This is a genomic window from Paenibacillus humicus NBRC 102415 (assembly GCF_004000905.1).
Taxonomy (GTDB): domain Bacteria; phylum Bacillota; class Bacilli; order Paenibacillales; family Paenibacillaceae; genus Paenibacillus_O; species Paenibacillus_O humicus.
Genome location: NZ_BIMD01000052.1, coordinates 14,701 through 33,887, shown reverse-complemented (window position 1 = coordinate 33,887; position 19,187 = coordinate 14,701). Strand labels below are relative to the sequence as shown.

Genomic DNA, 19,187 nt, shown 5'->3' with positions numbered 1-19,187 from the left:
CGCTTGTGTTTCGCTTGTTTCCGTCGTGCCTCTCAGCGGCGACTTAGATAATATATCACGGCCACATAGGCTAATGCAAGTGTTTTTTAAAGTTTTTTAAAATCCTTTTTTCATGAGCCTCTTTCCCTTTAAAACTGCTGCTGCAGTTCCTATTTACAAGGATATGAAGACCATGTTCAAGCTTTCCCTTTCAGACAATCATACACGATGAGTTTCCTCTACATAGAAGGACGGATCGAACCCATTGCTGACCCTTGGGCCGGTTCATGGACCTGGATATATCACTGCCTTCTTCAGAGCCTCTCACAAGGCTCTACCCTACGACATAAGGAAAGTAGGAAAGCATCCGCAGCCGAGCCAAGCCACACAACGATACATCGGTTCGAATGATTGCTCCTGCTCCCGCCTATAATCGTCATCGGTTCTCCTATCGACCCGATCTTCTTCAAAAGCAATGGCTTCCATCCATCTCTAGATGAAACGAAGGAACTTCGGCAGGCGCGTTCCTTCCTTATCCGCCTCGTTTTCAATATCCGCTTGCCAATGCGGGAAGGCCTATAAAAAAGAGGCCGTCAGGATGATCCTGACGGCCTCTTGAAATTGCCGAGCGGCGGTTTATGAAAGAACTTCTTCTATATGAAGCCGGCGCTGGGTGGAAAGGTCCACGATGCTGCTGTCGACGGAAACCCACGGACGGGTGCTGTGGTTGCGGTCGGTGAAGACGATCTCTCCGACGCGCCCGTCGCTCAGCCTCACGAGAGTGCCATTATGGAACTGAGTCGCTTTCTCGATGAATGTCCTCACATAGGAAGGATCCAGCTTGCCGAAGGCATCCTGCTGAATCTGCTCCAGAACAAGGTAGGGCGACGAAGCCCGGCGATAGATCTTGTTCAGCGTCATGGCATGAAAGATATCTGCAATGGCAACCATCTTGGCGTAGGGATGAATGTTCTCCGCAGCCAGGCCCAGCGGATAACCGCTGCCGTCGATCCGCTCATGATGCTGAAGGGCGGACAGCTTCGCCCCCTCATTGAGGGCGGCTACGCCTTTCAGCAGCGAGTAGCCGCTAAGGGTGTGCCTCTTCATTTCTTCCTGCTCGGTTGAAGTGAGGATCCCCGGCTTGGCCAGTATGGTCCGATCCACCTTCACGTTGCCGATATCGTGCAGCAGGCCGCCCATCGCGACTTGCATCCAATCCTTGGACGGAAGTCCCGCCCACTGCGCGAGCTGATAGCAGGTCAGGGAGGAGAGCACGCTGCTGTGATAGTAGAACTCCTCCTGATTGACATGCCTTGGGGAGAAACGGAGAACCTGATAGTCCCTGGAATGGGAGAGCAGCTTCTCCAGACCGGTCCGCAGCTCCAGAATAGGCAGGGCAGCCCCTCCCGCAACTTGTCCATAGGCTTTCTTCAGCAGAGCGACCATCGAATCGTATTCGAGAGCGAGGCCGCTGTGCGGAAGAGGCTTGTTTTCCGATTTGGCTGCAGGAGGAGCCTCGGCTCCGCCGCGTTCAACGGAAACCTGCTGCACCATGAATGCCGTCAGAATATCCATTTCGCGCATCGTGACGACACGGCCCTTGTGGAACAGAACGCCCCCCAAGGGAGTCAGCACATCCTGAGTTATGACATCACCGAGCTTCAACTGCGCGCAATCGACCGTAATCAAGACGGTTCCTCCCCTTATGACGCGTTCAAATGCTATTCGCTATCCGTACCGGCCTCTTCGTCTCCTGCCGGCACTTCGCCCGGTTCTTCATCTTCTTCCTGAATCTCTTCGCTTCTGGCGACCCGCGTCACCGTAGCGACCGAGTCCTCGTCGCGAATGTTGATCAGCCGCACGCCCTGCGTGTTGCGGCCCATGGAAGAGATCGTATCCATGTTCATGCGGATCATCGTTCCCGATGCGGTCATGATCATCAGATCCTCGCCGTCTTCCACCATTTTGAGGCCGGCGATCGGGCCGTTTTTCTCCGTTACGTTCAAGGTCTTGATCCCCTTGCCGCCGCGCGATTGCGTCCGGTATTCGCTTACCGGAGTCCGCTTGCCGTATCCTTTGGCCGTAACGATCAGAACTTCCTGCTCCGGATCCACGACGTCGAGGTCGATCACCCGGTCGTCGTCATCGAGAGCGATGCCCTTGACTCCTGTGGCCGAACGGCCCATGGAGCGCACATCACTTTCCGGGAACCGGATCGACATGCCGTCCGCCGTGCCGATGATGATCTCCTGCTTGCCGTCCGTCAGCTTCACGCTGATCAGATCGTCATCCTCGCGAAGGTTGATGGCGATCAAGCCGACGCGGCGGATATTGGAGTAATCGTCGAGAGGCGTCTTCTTGACGATGCCCTGGCGCGTTCCGAAGAACAGGTAGCAGTCAGGATCGAAAGCCTCGACCGGAATGACGGCATTGACCGTCTCTCCCTGCTCGATCTGCAGCAGGTTGATGATCGGCGTTCCTCTGGCCGTACGGCTGAGATCCGGGATCTCGTAGGCCTTGAGCCGGTACACCTTGCCTTTGTCGGTAAAGAAGAGCAGGTAGTGGTGCGTGTTCGAGACGAACAAATGCTCCACAAAGTCATCGGACTTGGTGTCCATGCCGATGACGCCCTTGCCTCCGCGGCGCTGGCTGCGGTAAGTCGATACCGGCAGCCGCTTCACGTAGCCCGAATGGGTAATCGTAATGACGACATCCTCGCGCGGAATCAGGTCCTCGTCAAGAATCTCGTCCTCGCCGATCGTCACTTCCGTGCGGCGCTCGTCGCCGAAGCGGTCGTTGATCTCGGCAAGCTCCTGGCTGATGATCTCGAGCACCAGCTGCTCGTCGGCAAGAATGGCCTTGTACTCGGCGATGCGGGCAAGCAGCTCGTTGTACTCGGCTTCGATCTTCTCCCGCTCCAGACCGGTCAGGCGCTGCAGCCTCATGTCGAGGATCGCTTGGGCCTGCTCCAGGCTGAGGGAGAAGCGGTTGATCAGGCCTTCACGCGCTTCGTCGGTCGTGCGCGAGGAACGGATCAGCGAGATGATCTCGTCGATATGGTCAAGCGCGATGCGCAAGCCTTCGAGGATATGCGCTCTCGCTTCCGCTTTTTTAAGGTCGAATTCGGTGCGGCGGCGGATGACCACCATCTGATGCTGCAGATAGTGGTACAGCATGTCGCGCAGCGTAAGGGTGCACGGCTCACCGTTGACCAGCGCCAGCATATTGATGCCGAACGTCGATTGCATCTGGGTATGCTTGTACAGGTTGTTCAGGGTAACGCTCGGGTTGACGTCGCGCCGCAGCTCGATGACGACGCGCATGCCGTTGCGGTCGGACTCGTCACGCAGGTCGGTGATGCCCTCGATCTTCTTCTCGCGGACGAGCTCGGCGATCTTCTCGACAAGCCGGGCCTTGTTCACCTGGTAAGGCAATTCATGCACGACGATCCGGGCTTTGCCGCCATTCTCTTCGATCTCGGCCCGGGCGCGCATCGTTACGGAGCCGCGTCCAGTCGTATAGGCCTGGCGGATGCCGGAATGGCCCATGACGAAGCCCGCAGTCGGGAAATCCGGGCCTTTGACGTAATCCATCAGCTCCACGGACGTAATGTCCGGGTTGCGGATCAGCGCCTGAACGCCGTCGATGACTTCACGCAGGTTATGCGGCGGGATATTGGTCGCCATGCCGACAGCGATGCCGGAGACGCCGTTGACGAGCAGGTTCGGGAAGCGTGCCGGCAATACGGCCGGCTCCCTTTCCTCGCCGTCATAGTTGGGATTGTAGTCGACCGTATCCTTGTTCAGGTCGCGGAGCAGCTCCATCGCGATCTTGGACAGGCGGGCTTCGGTGTAACGCATGGCAGCCGCCATGTCTCCGTCGATGGAGCCGAAGTTGCCATGACCGTCTACGAGCATATAGCGCATGGAGAAGTCCTGCGCCATCCGGACCATCGATTCATACACGGCGCTGTCGCCGTGCGGATGATACTTGCCGATGACCTCGCCCACGATCCGGGCTGATTTTTTATAAGGCTTGTCCGGGGCCATGCCAAGCTCGGACATAGCGAACAGGATGCGGCGGTGGACAGGCTTAAGCCCGTCGCGCACATCCGGCAGCGCGCGGCTGACGATGATGCTCATGGCATAATCCATGAACGACTCGCGCATTTCCGTGCCGATATCCCGGTCTTTGATTTGAGAACGTTGTTCTTCCGCCATACTTACCTCCTGTGCGGTCAGGCCTCCAAACGGCTCAACCTGATGGTGGCGACTTGCGCGGCGCCAGCCCGCCCTATCTTATCTGTCTTGCACAAAGCGGGCACAATTAAACGTCGCGGGTCGCAAAAAATAGGTGGATGCCGAGCTCCATTCATAGCGGGAATCCATAAAATAAAGGGACTCAGCACGAATGGTCAGTACACTCTATTATATCATTGTTTAGTCGCTTAAGATATCGGAAATTGGACTGAAGTCTGGAAGGGCTGCGGGAATTGCCCGCGATTTATCGCTCTTTCGACAGATGAGGAAGGATGAGATCGGTTGGCCATCCAAAGGGTTATGAGCAAGCAAGCGAAAACGGGGGTGCTGCTCCAGTCGGATTCGCTTAAACCCTACATTCCAGACACAAGGACCTATTCCAGGGACACGCTGCAGGCCATGCTGGAGCAGTACCGGATGCTGTACGTCAAGCCCGACGCGGGCATGTTCGGCAACGGCGTCATCAAGGTCCAGAAGCTCGACGGGGGCTACAGATTCCAAAGCGGGACGAGGATCCGATCCTACGCCAGCTTTGAAGGACTGTTCGCCGGGCTTGAGAAATCCCGCCCCAAAAGAAGATACGTAGCCCAGCAAGGAATCGATCTCCTGAAGCATCGGCGCCGGCGCTTCGACCTGCGGGTCATGGTGCAGAAAAACCCGAGCGGGAAGTGGGAGACGACCGGCATCATCGGCCGGCTCGGACATCCGTCCAAAATCGTCACCAACTACCACAGCGGGGGCACGATCACCCCGTTCGAAACGTTGATGGCAGGCCATATGGACGCTGCCGCTCAGAAGGGGTTCAAGGACCAGTTGCGCCATATCGGCGTCCAGACGGCGGAGCAGCTCGCTACCCGCTATGCCGGCCTCAAGGAAATCGGATTGGACGTTGCGGTGAGCACGAGCCTGAAGCCATGGATTCTCGAGGTCAATACGATGCCGGATCCGTATATATTCCGCAAGCTCAAGGATCAGGGCGTCTTCCGCCGGATGAGGCGTTACGCCGCCGCCTATGCCCCCAAGCGCAAAAGCCGCTGATTCCTTCGCGCTGAGCCGATGAAAAAAAATCCCGGGCCGTGTAGGCGCCGGGATCATTGGCGTGGAATCAGATATCCAGGTTTTTGACGTCCTTGGCGTATTGCTGGATGAACTCGCGGCGAGGCTCGACGTTGTCGCCCATCAGCGTGTCGAACATGATGTCCGCCTTGATCGCATCCTCGATCTGAACCTGGAGCATCGTCCGGCTCTCGGGATCCATCGTCGTCTCCCACAGCTGCGAAGCGTTCATCTCGCCGAGGCCTTTGTAGCGCTGAACGTTGATCTTGGCTCCTTCGCCGAACTCGGCCATGATCTCTTCGCGCTCCCGCTCGGACTGCGCGTAACGAACGACCTTGTTGCGCTCGATCTTGAACAGAGGAGGCTGGGCGATGTAGACATAGCCCGCTTCCAGAATACGGCGCATGTAGCGGTAAAGGAACGTCAGCAGCAAGGTCCGGATGTGGGCGCCGTCGACGTCGGCGTCCGTCATGATGATGATTTTGTGGTAACGGGCTTTGGCGAGGTCGAAATCATCCCCGATTCCGGTGCCGAGAGCCGTAATGATGGCGCGGATCTCCGCATTGGAGAGGATCCGGTCCAAACGCGCCTTCTCGACGTTGAGGATCTTGCCGCGCAGCGGCAGGATCGCCTGGAAATGCCGGTCGCGGCCCTGCTTGGCCGAACCGCCGGCGGAATCTCCTTCGACGATGTACAGCTCGCTGATGCTGGCATCCTTGGAGGAGCAGTCGGCCAGTTTGCCCGGCAGCGAGCTCACTTCGAGGGCGCTCTTGCGGCGCGTCAGCTCGCGGGCCTTCTTGGCCGCTTCGCGTGCTCGCGAAGCCTGCAGTCCCTTGTCCACGATTTTGCGGGCGACCGACGGGTTCTCTTCCAGAAACTCCTGCAGCTTCTCGGCGAAGAACGACTCTACGATGCCGCGCACCTCGCTGTTGCCGAGCTTGGTCTTGGTCTGTCCTTCGAACTGCGGCTCGGGAATCTTGACGCTGATGATCGCGGTCAGACCCTCGCGCACGTCCTCGCCGGACAGGTTGGAGTTGTTCTCCTTGATCGCGCCGCTCTTGCGGGCGTAGTCGTTGATGATCCGGGTCAGAGCGCTCTTGAAGCCGGACTCGTGGGTGCCGCCTTCATGGGTGTTGATATTGTTGGCGAAGGAGTAGATGTTCTCGCTGTAGCTGTCGTTGTACTGCAGCGACACCTCCACCTGGATGCCGTCCTTGGAGCCTTCGACATAGATCGGCTTCTCGTTGACGGCTTCGCGGTTGCGGTTGAGGTACTCGACGAACTCGATGATGCCGCCGTCATACTTGAAGCTGTTGCTGATTCCGGTGCGCTCGTCGGCAAGGACAAGCTCGATTCCTTTGTTCAGGAACGCCAGCTCGCGGACGCGCGATTGCAGCGTCTCGTATTCGAAGACGGTCGTCTCGGTGAACACCTCCGGATCCGGCTTGAACAGCGTCCTGGTTCCCGTCGACGTGCTGTCCCCGACGATCTTCACATCGTACTGAGGAGCGCCGCGGCGGTATTCCTGCTCGTAGACCTTGCCGTCGCGGCTGACCTGCACGACGACCAGCTCCGAAAGGGCGTTCACGACGGAAATGCCGACACCGTGCAGACCTCCGGATACTTTGTAGCCTTCTCCGCCGAATTTGCCGCCGGCATGCAGGACAGTCATGACGACTTCCAGCGTAGGGCGCTTCATCTTCGGATGCTCGCCGACCGGAATTCCCCGTCCGTTGTCCGTTACGGTAATGCTGTTGTTCTCGTGAATCGTTATCGTAATCCGGTCGCAATACCCGGCGAGCGCTTCGTCAATGCTGTTGTCGACGACTTCCCAGACGAGATGGTGAAGTCCTTTGCTGCTGGTGGAGCCGATATACATACCCGGACGCTTGCGGACCGCTTCCAGTCCTTCAAGCACCTGTATCTGGCTCTCGTCATACGTATGCTGTGGGTTCGTAGACATGCTTGTCTTCACTGCTCCTCTCGAACTGCACTAACCAGCCGCCAGCGGATGCAGCGGCCCTAACTTGATTTCGGCTTTTACGCAGCGGTCAATAAGCCGCGAAATGATGTCCGCGCTTCTTCAGCGTGGAAGATGAGATAGGGGAGTAGTAGACGCGGTTCTGGGTGACGACGATGGATTTGGGCTCCTCTTCTCCGATCGTCTCCACGTCCTTGCGTTTCTTGGCATCGGCCACAAACTGCTTGGAGAGCTTGGAGGACTGCTCGATGGATATATCGAAGATGGCGACCAGCTCCGATGCCCGAATAATTTTTTCTCCGCCGAGATGGATGTACATGCGTGCCTTCAGCTCCCCTCTATGATAAATCCTTGCAGGAATAGAATCGTCCGGGCAAGACAAGTTCCCGCCCTACAGGCGGACCGGTATCGGCGCAAGAGAAGCGAAGGAAAAAAGGCGCCGTTCTGCGGGCTTTGCTCTGTGAAAACCGAAACGGCGGCTCCGCGTTATGTCCAATGCTCGGTGCCCGTTAACGTAGAGAAGAGAAGAAGGTATGCGCATGACAACCCTTCTTCTCAAGAAAGGGCTGGAGCGGTCACAACGTTACCTTGCCGCCCTCAACCCGGTAAACCCCCGCATCCGACAAGCGGCTCGTGTTCACGCTCTCCAGCCCCGTTGCGGTTATGAATGTCTGCACTTTTCCCTGGAAGGTCTCGATGAGCTGCGTCTGCCTGTGCTGGTCCAGCTCGGACAGCACGTCGTCGAGAAGAAGAAGCGGATACTCCCCGATCTCCTCCCGGATCAGCTCGATCTCGGCCAGCTTCAGCGACAGCGCGGTCGTCCTCTGCTGTCCCTGGGAGCCGAAAACCTGGGCTTCCTTGCCGTTGATATGGAACGCCAGGTCGTCCCGATGAGGGCCTGCCAGCGTCACTCCGCGGCGATATTCCTGATCTTTTACCTGTGATAACTTTAACATAAATTGATCGAATAAAACAGATTCATCTTGCTCTCCCTCCATTTCGAAGGAAGGGCGGTAGCTGACGGCAAGCTCTTCGCCGCCTGCGGTGATGCCGGAATGGATCGCTGCCGCCCAGGTCCGGAGCTTCTCTATGAATTGTTGCCTTTTTCTCATGATTTTAACACCATGCTCCGCCAGCTGCATGTTCCACACTTCCATCATCGCTGGCTGAACGGAGCCCGGCCCCGTGGACTTGAGGTAGTTGTTGCGCTGCAGCAGCACCTTGGCGTATTGCTGGAGCGTATGCAAGTACCCCGGCTGCACCTGGCCGATCTCCATATCGAGAAAGCGGCGGCGGATCCCCGGCGTCCCTTTGACGATCTCAAGATCCTCCGGAGCGAACATCACCACATTGAGCGTGCCGACGAAACCGCTCAGCTTGCGCTGCTCCAGCCCGTTGATCTTCGCTTTTTTGCCTTGGGCGGAGTAGACCAGGTCCAGCGACACGTTCCCGTATCTCTTCTCCACTTCTCCATGAACGGATGCTTCCTTGCCGTTCCAGCCGATCAGCTCGCGATCTTTGGAGGTCCGATGCGACTTGGTGAGAGCCAAGGCGAAGATGGACTCCAGCAGATTGGTCTTGCCTTGTGCGTTCGGCCCGATGAACAGGTTGACCTTATGGCTGGTGCCGAGCTCAAGCTCCTCGTAATTCCGGTAGTTTTTCAACTTGATTTCGTTTAGGAACACCTGTTCAATCCTCCTGGCTGAAGCCTTGTCCGCGTAGGGCGGACACTACACGGCGAGACGAGTTCATGATCTCTGAACCTGGAAAGCCCCGAACCCCTCTACTTCGACTTTGTCCCCGTCATACAGCTTGCGTCCCCGCCGATTGTCCGGCTCTTCGTTGATGAGAACGGCGTATTCCTGGAGAAAGAACTTGGCCTGTCCTCCGGAATCGATGCAATCGGCCAGTTTGAGGAATTGGCCGAGAGCGATGTATTCGGTCTTGATCGTGATCGTTTTCATGGCGATGCCCTCCTTGGAATGGTGAAAAAGGGGTCGGAACAAAAGAAGCGGACGGTCCGTGCGCGAATGCGCGGGATCGTCCGCCTGCTGGCCGCACCGGCTGCCCGTCAGTTCGTCGTGCGGTAAGGCAGAATGATGTACTGGCTGTTGTCATGATCCGCGGGGCGGATGATGATCGGGCTCATGGCGCCGGTGAAGCTGATTATGAGCTGCTCGCTGTCGATGACTTTCAGCGTGTCCAGCATGTATTTGGAGTTGAAGGCGATGCGGAGCGGCTCGCCGTTCTGGCGGATGACCTCAAGCTGCTCGGTTACGCGTCCGAGCTCCTGCGAGCTGGACGATATTTCGATGTTGCCGTTGTCGAGGGTCACAAGACGGACGATATTCGTTTTTTCTTCCCGCGACATCAAGTAGGCGCGTTCCATCGCATCAATCAGCTTGCGCGTTTCGAGGACGAGTTCTGTTTTGAACGATTGCGGAATAATCTTGGAAGTATCGGGATAGGTTCCGTCCAGCATGCGGCTGTAAAAGAGGGTGTGCCCCAGGCGGAAAAGCACCTGGTTGCTGGCGACGACGATATCCACAAGTCCGGATCCGTCCGGCACGAGCTTTGACAGCTCGACCATCGTCTTGGCGGCGATGACGATATTGGTCAGCTTGTAGCTGTCCGGAGTCTCAACCTGAGCCAGGCGGCTGGCTAGACGATGGCGGTCGGTGGCGACGAACTTCAGCTGGCCTTCGATCAGGTTCCAGAGCACTCCGGTCAGAACGGGAGTCTGTTCGCTGGTCGAAGCGCAGAATACGGTCTGCCTGACCATCGCCTTGAGAAGATCGCCCGGTAGCTGGAGCACTTCGTCTTCTTCGACGGAAGGAAGGACGGGGAATTCCTCGGGATCGAGTCCGACCATCTGGATATCCGTTGAACCGGAACGAATCAGCGTCTGATAATGCTCGCCCACCTCGATCTGCACTTCTTCTGCAGGAAGCTTGCGGATGATCTCCACAAAAAACTTGGCCGGCATCACGACGCTGCCCGGCTTATCCACCTTGGCGACGACAAGCTCATCCGTTTCGGCTGGAATGAAGCTCTGGATGGAAATATCGGTGTCGCTAGCCGTCAAGGTGACTCCCTGGTGGGTGACGTCGATCTTGATTCCACCAAGTATTGGAATGGCAGGACGTACCGATGCAGCCTTGGCCACTTGTTGGATAGCGTCGTTGAGTTCGTTTTTGGAGATGGTGAGTTTCATGCGTTCCTCCTTGGGCGGCATTCGACGTGATTCGTCTTTTTTAGATGATGTTTTTTTAAAGAATAACAGCAGTAGTAGTCGTAGGGGCGGTGGATATGTGGATAAGCCCTGTTTTCGCCGATGGCAGAAGCCTATCCACATGTGTACAGAGTGTGCATAGGCTTGGCTATTCGTATAGGACTTATCCACGGATGGCGATCTCTGCTTGAGAGGCGCCTACATGTGGTTTTTGACTTTTTCCGTCAAATTCTGAATGACCTTGAACAGCTCCTGGTCGATCTTGAGCTGCTTGGAGATTTTCTCATGGGCGTGGATGACGGTCGTATGGTCCCGGCCGCCGAAAGCTTCGCCGATCTTGGGCAGCGAATAGTCCGTCAGCTCACGGGACAGGTACATGGCGATCTGCCTTGGATAAGCAACCGCCTTCGTACGCTTGCGCGCCTTGAATTCATCCATTTTGAGGCCGTAAAACTCTCCTACCCGCTGCTGGATGTCCAGGATGGTGATCATTTTCGGCCGCGTCGATGGAATGATGTCCTTGAGCGCCTCCGCAGCCAGATGCGAGGAAATATCCTCGTTGATGAGGGAAGAATAGGCGACGACGCGGATGAGAGCGCCTTCCAGCTCGCGGATGTTCGTATCGATCTGGTTGGCGATGTAGATCATGGCTTCATTCGGAATGTCGAGGTTCTCGGCTTTGGCCTTCTTGCGAAGAATGGCGATCCTGGTCTCGAGATCCGGCGGCTGGATATCCGTGATGAGTCCCCATTCGAAGCGGGAACGAAGCCTCTCTTCCAAGGTCGGGATTTCCTTCGGCGTCCGGTCGCTGGAGATGACGATCTGCTTGCGCTCCTCGTGCAGGGCGTTGAACGTATGGAAAAATTCCTCCTGGGTCCCGTCCTTGCCGGCCAGGAACTGGATATCGTCAATCAAGAGAACGTCGATATTCCGGTATTTGTTGCGGAAGCTCTCGCCCCGGTTGTCCCGGATCGCATTGATGAATTCATTGGTGAATTTCTCGGAAGAAATGTACATCACCTTGGTGCTCGGGTTGTGCTCCATGATGTAATGGCCGATCGCGTGCATCAAGTGGGTTTTCCCCAGGCCGACGCCCCCGTAGAGGAATAACGGATTGTAGGCTTTTGCCGGCGCTTCGGCGACCGCGAGAGAGGCGGCATGGGCGAATCGGTTGTTGGCGCCGATCACGAAGGTGTCGAACGTGTATTTCGGATTGAGCATGTTGGAAAAGGGCTCTTCGGATGATGATGGGGCCACTTTGGCCGTCGGGATGGCCGGCGCAGCCGGTTCGGGCGGCCGGTTTTCCTCAATGACAAAACGGACGTCAACAGAGCGTCCGATGTAATCCGATACAGTGGATCTGACCAGCTTCGTGTAGCGGCTCTCCAGCCATTCGACCGCAAACGTCGTCGGCGCCGTCACGATGAGGAGTCCGTCATCCGAGAAATTGGCTTTCGTCGCCTTGAACCAGGTGTCGAAGCTCGGTTTGCTCAATTTGGTTTGGATGACTGACAGCACTTGCTGCCACAGATCCACAGTATGGCTGTCCACAGACGGTCACTCCTATCCCTGTCGTAACGATTGGTTCGATAAAGGTCAAAAAATGGATCTATCGGGGTGAGTCCTCATCCACAGATGCAAGGACTTGTTGATGAAGGTTATGCATAAGGGGATAATGTTGTTCACAATGTTATCCACAGGTTGTTGATAAGTAACTGCCGGCACTGCATCCGTCCACAACAAAAACAAATCTATCATAGCAAAAGAAAGGCGCTATTTCAACGAGTTGGAGAATATTATCCACAATCCCAAGTCCTTGTGTACAAAGGTTATCTACAGCACTAGATATTGTTAACAGCCTGTGCGCAAATTCGACAGCATCCGCCACCAGTCCTGTTAATTATTCACATGTTACTAAATTTCGCCGACAGCCGCGACATTCTTCGTTATCCACAGCCGATGATGGCCGGTATGCCTTTCCACAGCGAAAAAAGACGAAAAGCGTCGAAAAACGGAACGAAAACCGAAACGCTATATAGATGAAGCGATCTGAGGATAGTTATACACAGGCCTCTGAGGAAGGAGGATCATGTTCAGGTTGACTTTCGCATGTCTGCATGGTTAAATGGAAAAAGGCGTTTTTAACTCGGGATGACGTAAGGGCAACTTCGGATAGACAGTCGTCCCCGGGTTCTGCCTCGGTCCGCTGCGGCAGATGCCCGAGTGAGGACGAAGATATACCGATCGGGGAGGTGCAATAGATTATGAGACCGACTTTCAGACCGAACGTAAGCAAGCGCAAAAAGGTACACGGATTCCGCAAGCGCATGAGCTCGAAAAACGGCCGCAAAGTGCTGGCAGCCCGTCGCAAGAAGGGCCGCAGCGTTCTGAGCGCATAATACAAAAGGGCATTCCCCTTATTACCGGGGATTTCGCCTGCCACGCCGACCGCCCTCTGGGGCAATGGCTGGAGAGAGGAGACCACGCTAGTGGTCTTTTTTTCTGCCCGGATGTCCGTTGCTTGATGCGGGGCGTATCTGCCGGATAGCTGTTCTTCTTGCGGAGGGTGCGTCCGGCATGCCTGCGCATGCCCCAAGTTGGATATACTGAAACTAACAACGCACGGAGTCGGTGAGAAATGCAGAGAAAACTACGGCTCAGAAAACGCGAGGATTTCTCCCGCACCTATCGGGGAGGCAAATCGTTCGCCAATGGGCAGCTGGTCGTATACTGGTCCAGGCAGCCGAAGGCGGAACCGTTCCGCCTCGGCATCTCCGCCAGCAAGAAGATCGGCAATGCCGTCGTGCGCAACCGCATGCGCCGGGTGCTGAAAGAAATCGTTCGCGCTCATACGGATGAAATCAAGGAGAAGACCGACCTGATTCTGATCGTCCGGGCGGGAGCCGTCGACAAATCGTCGAAGGAGCTGGAGCGCAGCGTGCTGCATGTTTTGCGCAAGGCTGGCCTGCTGAAGCCTCGCTGACGGCGAGGCCGCCCGGCAAGCGGCGGACGGACAAGCTGCCTGTTCCTACATCGGAAACGGGAGAAGAAGAACGCCCGGCAGCACAGGCGGATCTATTCTTCTCCGCGCAAATTGATGATGAAGTCCGTTTTGCTTGTCAGAATAGAACGCCCGGCAACAGGACCGATCTATTCTTCTCTAACGCAAACGTCTTCACCATAATTTGATGATGAAGTCCGTTTTGCTTGGGCCCTATTATATGGTATAGTTTAGGTTGAATTGCGACAGGCTCTCAGAGAGGAGATTTACATGTTGTTTTCCCGTTTGGCTTCAAAACGCAAGTGGCTTGTCATGCTCAGCCTGGTGCTGATGGTGGCCGTCCTCTCGGGATGCATGCCGAATAACAGCCACACCACCACCACCGAGGATTTGCAGAACGGCAACTGGTGGGAACAGTACGTCGTTTACTACTTCTCGTATTTACTCGACCATTTCGCGACCTGGTTCAACGGTCAATACGGCCTCGCCATTCTCGTGATGGTTATCCTCGTCCGTACGCTGATCCTGCCGCTTACCATTAAGCAGTACCGCAGCTCCAAGGCGATGCAGGCCTTGCAGCCGGAGCTTGCCAACATCAAAAAGAAACACAAGGACAACCCGCAGAAGCAGCAGGAAGAGACGATGAAGCTCTTTCAGGAAAACAAGGTCAATCCGATGGCGGGCTGTCTGCCGCTGATCGTCCAGATGCCTATTTTCATTGCTTTGTACAACTCCATTTACTATAACGCCGACATCCGTGTCCATGAATTCCTGTGGCTCAAGCTCGGCGAGCCCGACCATCTGCATATCCTGCCGTTCATTGCGGCTCTGACGACTTACGTCCAGACCAAAATGATGCAGAAAACGCAGCCGAACAACCCGCAGATGGCGATGATGAATTCCATCATGATGATCTTCCCGATCCTCATTCTGGTCATGGCTTGGAGCTTCCCTTCGGCGCTTCCGCTGTACTGGATCTACACGAACATCTACACGATCATCCAGAACTACTTCCTTTACGTGCGCAATGCCGACAAGAAGGCAGAAGTCGCAACCGCTGCCGCGCCGCCGGCCAAAACGGCAAAAGGAAAAAACAAATAGTACGCGGTTCAGGCATACCACAAATCCATTTTCAGGCAGCAATGGCTTCTATAGTCATTGCTTTTTTGCCATAATTACGGGCACCCTTGCTCAATTTTCAGATCTGGGGGCTCTCGGAAGGAATCGAAAAGCATGATACAGGATACAATTGCCGCGATCTCGACCGCGCTGGGAGAAGGCGGCATTGCCGTCATTCGCGTCAGCGGACCTGCAGCGGTGGATAGCGTTTCGAATATATTGAAATCACGAACTCCTCTTGCGGACGCCCCGAGCCATACGGTGACGTACGGCCATATCGCGGCTCCCGGGAGCGGCGAAATCATCGAGGAAGTCCTGGTGACCGTCATGAAGGGACCCCGTTCCTTCACGGCGGAGGATGTCGTCGAGATCGGGGCGCATGGAGGACTTGTGGCGGTGCGCAAAGTTCTCGAGCTCGTGTTGGAGCAGCCGGGAGTCCGAGTGGCGGAGCCCGGCGAATTCACCAAGCGGGCCTTCCTCAACGGCCGGATCGATTTGGCGCAAGCAGAAGCGGTCATCGACCTGATCCGCTCGAAGTCCGATCGTTCCTATTCAGTCGCCTTGAAGCAGGCAGAAGGAACTTTGTCACGGAAGATCAAGGCGCTGCGGCATACATTGATCGAGCTGCTCGCCCATATCGAGGTCAACATTGATTACCCGGAGCATGACGTGACGGAAATGACTTCTTCTTATATAAAGGACAGCTGCGGTTCCGCCATGGAAGAAATCCGCCGGCTGCTGAAGACGGCCGCCGAAGGGAAGATTCTTCGTGAAGGCATTACGACAGCCATCGTCGGCCGTCCCAATGTGGGCAAGTCCTCTCTTCTGAACGCGCTTGTCCAGGAAAGCAAGGCAATCGTGACGGATATACCCGGCACGACGCGAGATGTTATTGAGGAATACATTACATTATCCGGTATTCCTTTGCGGCTGCTCGATACGGCTGGCATCCGCGAGACGACCGATGTCGTGGAGCGGATCGGAGTGGAGCGGTCCCGGTCTGCGGCTGCGGACGCCGATCTGCTGCTGCTTGTTTTGAATCATAATGAGGCGCTTCATGATGATGAACGGGAGCTGCTCGCAAAGCTGACCGGGCGCCAGGTCGTTGTCATCGTGAATAAAAGCGATCTGCCGGCTCGGCTGAAGCTGGACGAGGTGGCCGCCGCATTGCCGGATAGCCGGATCGTCATGATGTCGGTGCTTGAGGAAGAAGGTCTGGAAGCGCTCGAAGGAGCGATCCGCGAGCTGTTCTTCGAAGGGCAGCTTGAGAGCGCGGACCTGACCTATGTGAGCAATGTCCGGCATATCTCGCTGCTCAACAAAGCCAGCCAAGCGCTGAGCGAAGCTGTTGCGGCGACCGAGGACGGCATTCCGATCGATATGGTTCAGCTGGATGTGCGCTCCGCTTGGGAGCTGCTCGGCGAGATCATCGGAGATACGGCAGGAGATTCGTTAATCGATCAGATCTTCTCGCAGTTTTGTCTGGGGAAATGATGCGGCGAGCAATCCACATGTGGATAACGCCAATAGAATACGGCAGGCGACAGCAGAAGAGGTCGGATGCGGCGGAAGAAAGTCGAAACTTGGTAAATGAAAACCACTTTTCATAAAAGAGGGAGAGGCGGGCGACAAATAACGCCTTTCCGGCTCGGGAGGAAAAAATCATGACTTACCCTGCAGGACAATATGATGTTCTTGTGATCGGAGCGGGGCATGCGGGTTGCGAAGCGGCTTTGGCTGCGGCGAGAATGGGCTGCGAGACGCTGCTGCTCACGATCAATCTGGACATGGTCGCATTCATGCCGTGCAACCCGTCCATCGGCGGACCGGCCAAAGGCCATGTCGTGCGCGAAATCGATGCGCTTGGCGGCGAGATGGGCCGCAATATCGACAAGACCTATATTCAAATGAGGATGCTGAATACGGGGAAAGGTCCGGCCGTGCATGCGCTGCGAGCTCAGGCGGACAAGTTCTCGTACCAGCATATGATGAAAAAGACGATCGAGGAAACGCCGCATCTGACGCTTCGCCAGGGGATGGCGGAGGAGCTGATCGTCGAGGATGGAGCCTGCGTCGGCGTCGTGACGAAGACCGGAGCCGAGTACCGCGCCAAGTCGGTCGTCGTTACGACCGGGACCTATTTGCGCGGCAAGGTCATCATGGGCGAGCTGATCTACGAAAGCGGTCCGAACAATCAGCAGCCGTCGATCAAGCTGTCCCAATCGCTCAAGGAGAACGGCTTCGAGCTCGTTCGCTTCAAGACGGGCACGCCGCCGCGCGTCCACAAGGACAGCATCGACTTTTCTAAGATGGAGATCCAGCCCGGGGATGCGACCCCTCAGTTCTTTTCCTTTGAAACCGAATATGCCGACAACGAGCAGCTGCCTTGCTGGCTGACCTACACCTCCGAGGATACCCATAAAATCATCAACGACAACCTGCATAGGGCGCCGATGTTCTCCGGAGTCATCGAGGGCACGGGACCGCGCTACTGTCCTTCCATCGAGGATAAGATCGTTCGCTTCGCCGACAAGCCGAAGCATCAGATTTTCCTTGAGCCTGAAGGCAAGGACACATCCGAGTATTACGTGCAAGGGCTGTCCACGAGCATGCCGGAGGATGTGCAGCTGAGCATTCTGCGTTCGATTCCCGGCCTGGAAAACGTCGAGATGATGCGGACCGGCTATGCCATCGAATACGATGCCGTCGTGCCGACCCAGCTGTGGCCTTCCCTGGAGACGAAGGTGCTGCCGGGCCTGTTTACCGCCGGCCAAATCAACGGCACCTCAGGCTATGAGGAGGCGGCTGGACAAGGCATCATGGCCGGCATCAATGCAGCCCGCAAGGTGCAGGGCAAGGATCCGGTCGTCATTGACCGTTCCCAAGGCTATATCGGCGTTCTGATCGACGATCTCGTGACGAAGGGAACGAACGAGCCTTACCGCCTGCTTACATCGCGCGCGGAGTACCGCCTGCTGCTTCGTCATGACAATGCCGACCTGCGTCTGACCCCGACCGGTTATGAGATCGGATTGATTACGGAAGAGCGGCATGCCAAATTCCAGGTGAAGAAAGGCCGTGTCGAGGAGGAGCTGGCACGCTTGAAGACGGTAAAGATTCGTCCTGAAGAAGCTCAAAAGCTGCTGGAGCAGGCCGGTTCGGCTCCGCTGCAGGCGACGACCGATGCCCTCACCCTGCTCAGGCGTCCGGAGCTGTCCTATGCCATCATCGAACCGCTGGCCGCGGCGCCATATGAGCTGACAGCAGATATGAAGGAACAGGTCGAAATCCAGATCAAATACGCGGGTTATATCGATAAGCAGCTGCTTCAGGTCGAACGTCTCGGCAAAATGGAGAAGAAGAAGATTCCGGAAGGAATCGACTACAGCATCGTCCATGGCCTTGCCATGGAAGCGAAGCAGAAGCTCTCGTCCATCCGTCCGCTCAACATCGGCCAAGCGAGCCGCATTTCCGGCGTAACCCCGGCGGATATTTCCATCCTGCTCGTTCATCTGGAGCACTATAATCGAGTGACGGCAGCGGGGAAAGCCTGATGGATAAGGTTCAAAAGTCATTTCACGAGCTTCTTGCCGCCCGGGGAATCGAGCTTGCGCCTCATCAGCTGAACCAGTTCGAGCGGTATTTCGAGCTGCTGGTGGAATGGAACGAGCGGATGAATCTGACTGGAATCACGGAGAGGGATGCGGTATTCGAAAAGCATTTCTACGACTCCCTCTCGCTTGCTTTTTATATGGATCTGTCGAAGGCGAGGAATCTGGCCGATATAGGATCGGGAGCCGGATTTCCAAGCATTCCCTTGAAAATCGCCTACCCTCATCTTCACATTACGATTGTCGACAGCTTGAACAAGCGAATTTCTTTCCTGCAGCATGTATGCGACGCGTTGGAATTGAAAGACGTGCAGTGCGTGCATGGCAGAGCCGAGGATATCGGCCGCCTTCAAGCGCACCGGGATCAATACGATGTTGTGACGGCGAGAGCGGTAGCGAGGCTAGCAGGTCTGGGCGAGCTGTGTCTGCCGTTCGCCGCCCAGGACGGCGTATTCGCGGCCATGAAGGGCGCCAATCCGCAAGAGGAGCTTGATGAGGCTGCGTATGCCTTGAAAGAGCTCCGTGCCAAGGCGGAGCGGGTCGAAACATTGAAGCTGCCGTTCGAGCAATCCGAGCGCGCCATTGTATTTATCCGCAAGACGGATCGGACGCCGGCGGCTTATCCGCGCAAAGCCGGAATTCCTTTGAAGCAGCCTCTCGTGCGCGGAATTTCATTGGTGAAGAAGCCTCGCTGATTGTTTCACGTGGAACAATGAGATCGGAAAGGGGTTCGGATTCCGTCCGCACCTCAAGAAGGGAACGGGAAGGCATGAAAACTTCTTGGAAATCCAAAATCAAGCAGGAAAACCTTCTTTCAAAAGCGAATTGGTGGAGTAAAGATAGCACTGGGGATGCCGCTTGCTAAACGGCATCCGCACCAGGATGTCCCCGTTGCTAGACAGACCTGCGAAGGCTGTCCGCCTATATCGGCCGTTCTCCGCAAGAGACA

At 56.2% G+C, this 19,187-nt stretch carries 15 protein-coding genes; 7 read left to right on the top strand and 8 right to left on the bottom strand.

The annotated features are described in order from the left end of the window. Window positions 1–615: 615 nt before the first annotated feature. Together PHU01S_RS22055 and gyrA are read right to left on the bottom strand one after the other, a co-directional pair. A complete protein-coding gene (locus tag PHU01S_RS22055) occupies window positions 616–1,668 on the bottom strand; it encodes an HD-GYP domain-containing protein (RefSeq protein WP_127509986.1) in 1,053 nt (350 codons plus the stop codon). A 32-nt stretch (window positions 1,669–1,700) separates the two neighbouring features. Next, window positions 1,701–4,199, bottom strand: a complete 2,499-nt coding sequence (gene gyrA / locus PHU01S_RS22050) for a DNA gyrase subunit A (protein ID WP_127509984.1) — start codon at window positions 4,197–4,199, stop codon at window positions 1,701–1,703. A 339-nt stretch (window positions 4,200–4,538) separates the two neighbouring features. Here gyrA and PHU01S_RS22045 point away from each other — a divergent pair, with 339 nt between their 5' ends. Next, entirely contained in the window at window positions 4,539–5,276 is a 738-nt protein-coding gene (locus PHU01S_RS22045; RefSeq protein WP_083688135.1) for a YheC/YheD family protein, read from the top strand. A 67-nt stretch (window positions 5,277–5,343) separates the two neighbouring features. Here the strand turns inward: PHU01S_RS22045 and gyrB are convergent, their stop codons facing one another. The 6 genes from gyrB to dnaA form a co-directional block, all read right to left on the bottom strand. Then, the gene (gyrB, locus tag PHU01S_RS22040) at window positions 5,344–7,257 is read right to left on the bottom strand and encodes a DNA topoisomerase (ATP-hydrolyzing) subunit B (RefSeq protein WP_076357134.1); all 1,914 of its coding nucleotides are present in this window, start codon (window positions 7,255–7,257) and stop codon (window positions 5,344–5,346) included. A gap of 88 nt (window positions 7,258–7,345) precedes the next feature. Continuing rightward, on the bottom strand, window positions 7,346–7,594 hold the full coding sequence (gene remB / locus PHU01S_RS22035; RefSeq protein WP_048747582.1) for an extracellular matrix regulator RemB: 249 nt from the start codon (window positions 7,592–7,594) through the stop codon (window positions 7,346–7,348). A gap of 256 nt (window positions 7,595–7,850) precedes the next feature. Next, window positions 7,851–8,960, bottom strand: a complete 1,110-nt coding sequence (recF, locus tag PHU01S_RS22030; RefSeq protein ID WP_076357136.1) for a DNA replication/repair protein RecF — start codon at window positions 8,958–8,960, stop codon at window positions 7,851–7,853. 63 nt (window positions 8,961–9,023) lie between these two features. After that, on the bottom strand, window positions 9,024–9,239 hold the full coding sequence (gene rlbA, locus PHU01S_RS22025; protein ID WP_076357138.1) for a ribosome maturation protein RlbA: 216 nt from the start codon (window positions 9,237–9,239) through the stop codon (window positions 9,024–9,026). Between the two features lie 107 nt (window positions 9,240–9,346). Next, window positions 9,347–10,489, bottom strand: a complete 1,143-nt coding sequence (gene dnaN, locus PHU01S_RS22020; protein ID WP_048744315.1) for a DNA polymerase III subunit beta — start codon at window positions 10,487–10,489, stop codon at window positions 9,347–9,349. 216 nt (window positions 10,490–10,705) lie between these two features. Further along, complete coding sequence (gene dnaA, locus PHU01S_RS22015) at window positions 10,706–12,058, bottom strand: chromosomal replication initiator protein DnaA (RefSeq protein ID WP_127509982.1); 1,353 nt, start codon at window positions 12,056–12,058, stop codon at window positions 10,706–10,708. Between the two features lie 713 nt (window positions 12,059–12,771). On the opposite strand from dnaA, the gene rpmH reads away from it, so the two are divergent. The 6 genes from rpmH to rsmG all read left to right on the top strand — a co-directional run bounded on the left by rpmH (window position 12,772) and on the right by rsmG (window position 18,933). Beyond that, window positions 12,772–12,906, top strand: coding sequence for a 50S ribosomal protein L34 (gene rpmH, locus PHU01S_RS22010; RefSeq protein ID WP_048744313.1), 135 nt, complete (start codon window positions 12,772–12,774; stop codon window positions 12,904–12,906). 239 nt (window positions 12,907–13,145) lie between these two features. Continuing rightward, window positions 13,146–13,490 carry a ribonuclease P protein component gene (rnpA, locus tag PHU01S_RS22005; protein WP_076357142.1) on the top strand — a complete coding sequence of 115 codons (345 nt, stop codon included), beginning with the start codon at window positions 13,146–13,148 and terminating at the stop codon, window positions 13,488–13,490. Window positions 13,491–13,778: 288 nt separating this feature from the next. Next, entirely contained in the window at window positions 13,779–14,609 is an 831-nt protein-coding gene (locus tag PHU01S_RS22000; protein WP_127509980.1) for a YidC/Oxa1 family membrane protein insertase, read from the top strand. 132 nt (window positions 14,610–14,741) lie between these two features. Continuing rightward, entirely contained in the window at window positions 14,742–16,121 is a 1,380-nt protein-coding gene (gene mnmE / locus PHU01S_RS21995) for a tRNA uridine-5-carboxymethylaminomethyl(34) synthesis GTPase MnmE (RefSeq protein ID WP_127509978.1), read from the top strand. Window positions 16,122–16,291: 170 nt separating this feature from the next. Next, window positions 16,292–18,181 carry a tRNA uridine-5-carboxymethylaminomethyl(34) synthesis enzyme MnmG gene (gene mnmG, locus PHU01S_RS21990; protein ID WP_076357148.1) on the top strand — a complete coding sequence of 630 codons (1,890 nt, stop codon included), beginning with the start codon at window positions 16,292–16,294 and terminating at the stop codon, window positions 18,179–18,181. Further along, window positions 18,181–18,933: a 16S rRNA (guanine(527)-N(7))-methyltransferase RsmG gene (gene rsmG / locus PHU01S_RS21985; protein ID WP_076357150.1), complete on the top strand. Its 753-nt coding sequence runs from the start codon at window positions 18,181–18,183 to the stop codon at window positions 18,931–18,933. Before mnmG ends, rsmG begins: the two co-directional genes overlap by 1 nt. The last annotated feature ends 254 nt before the right edge of the window (window positions 18,934–19,187 follow it).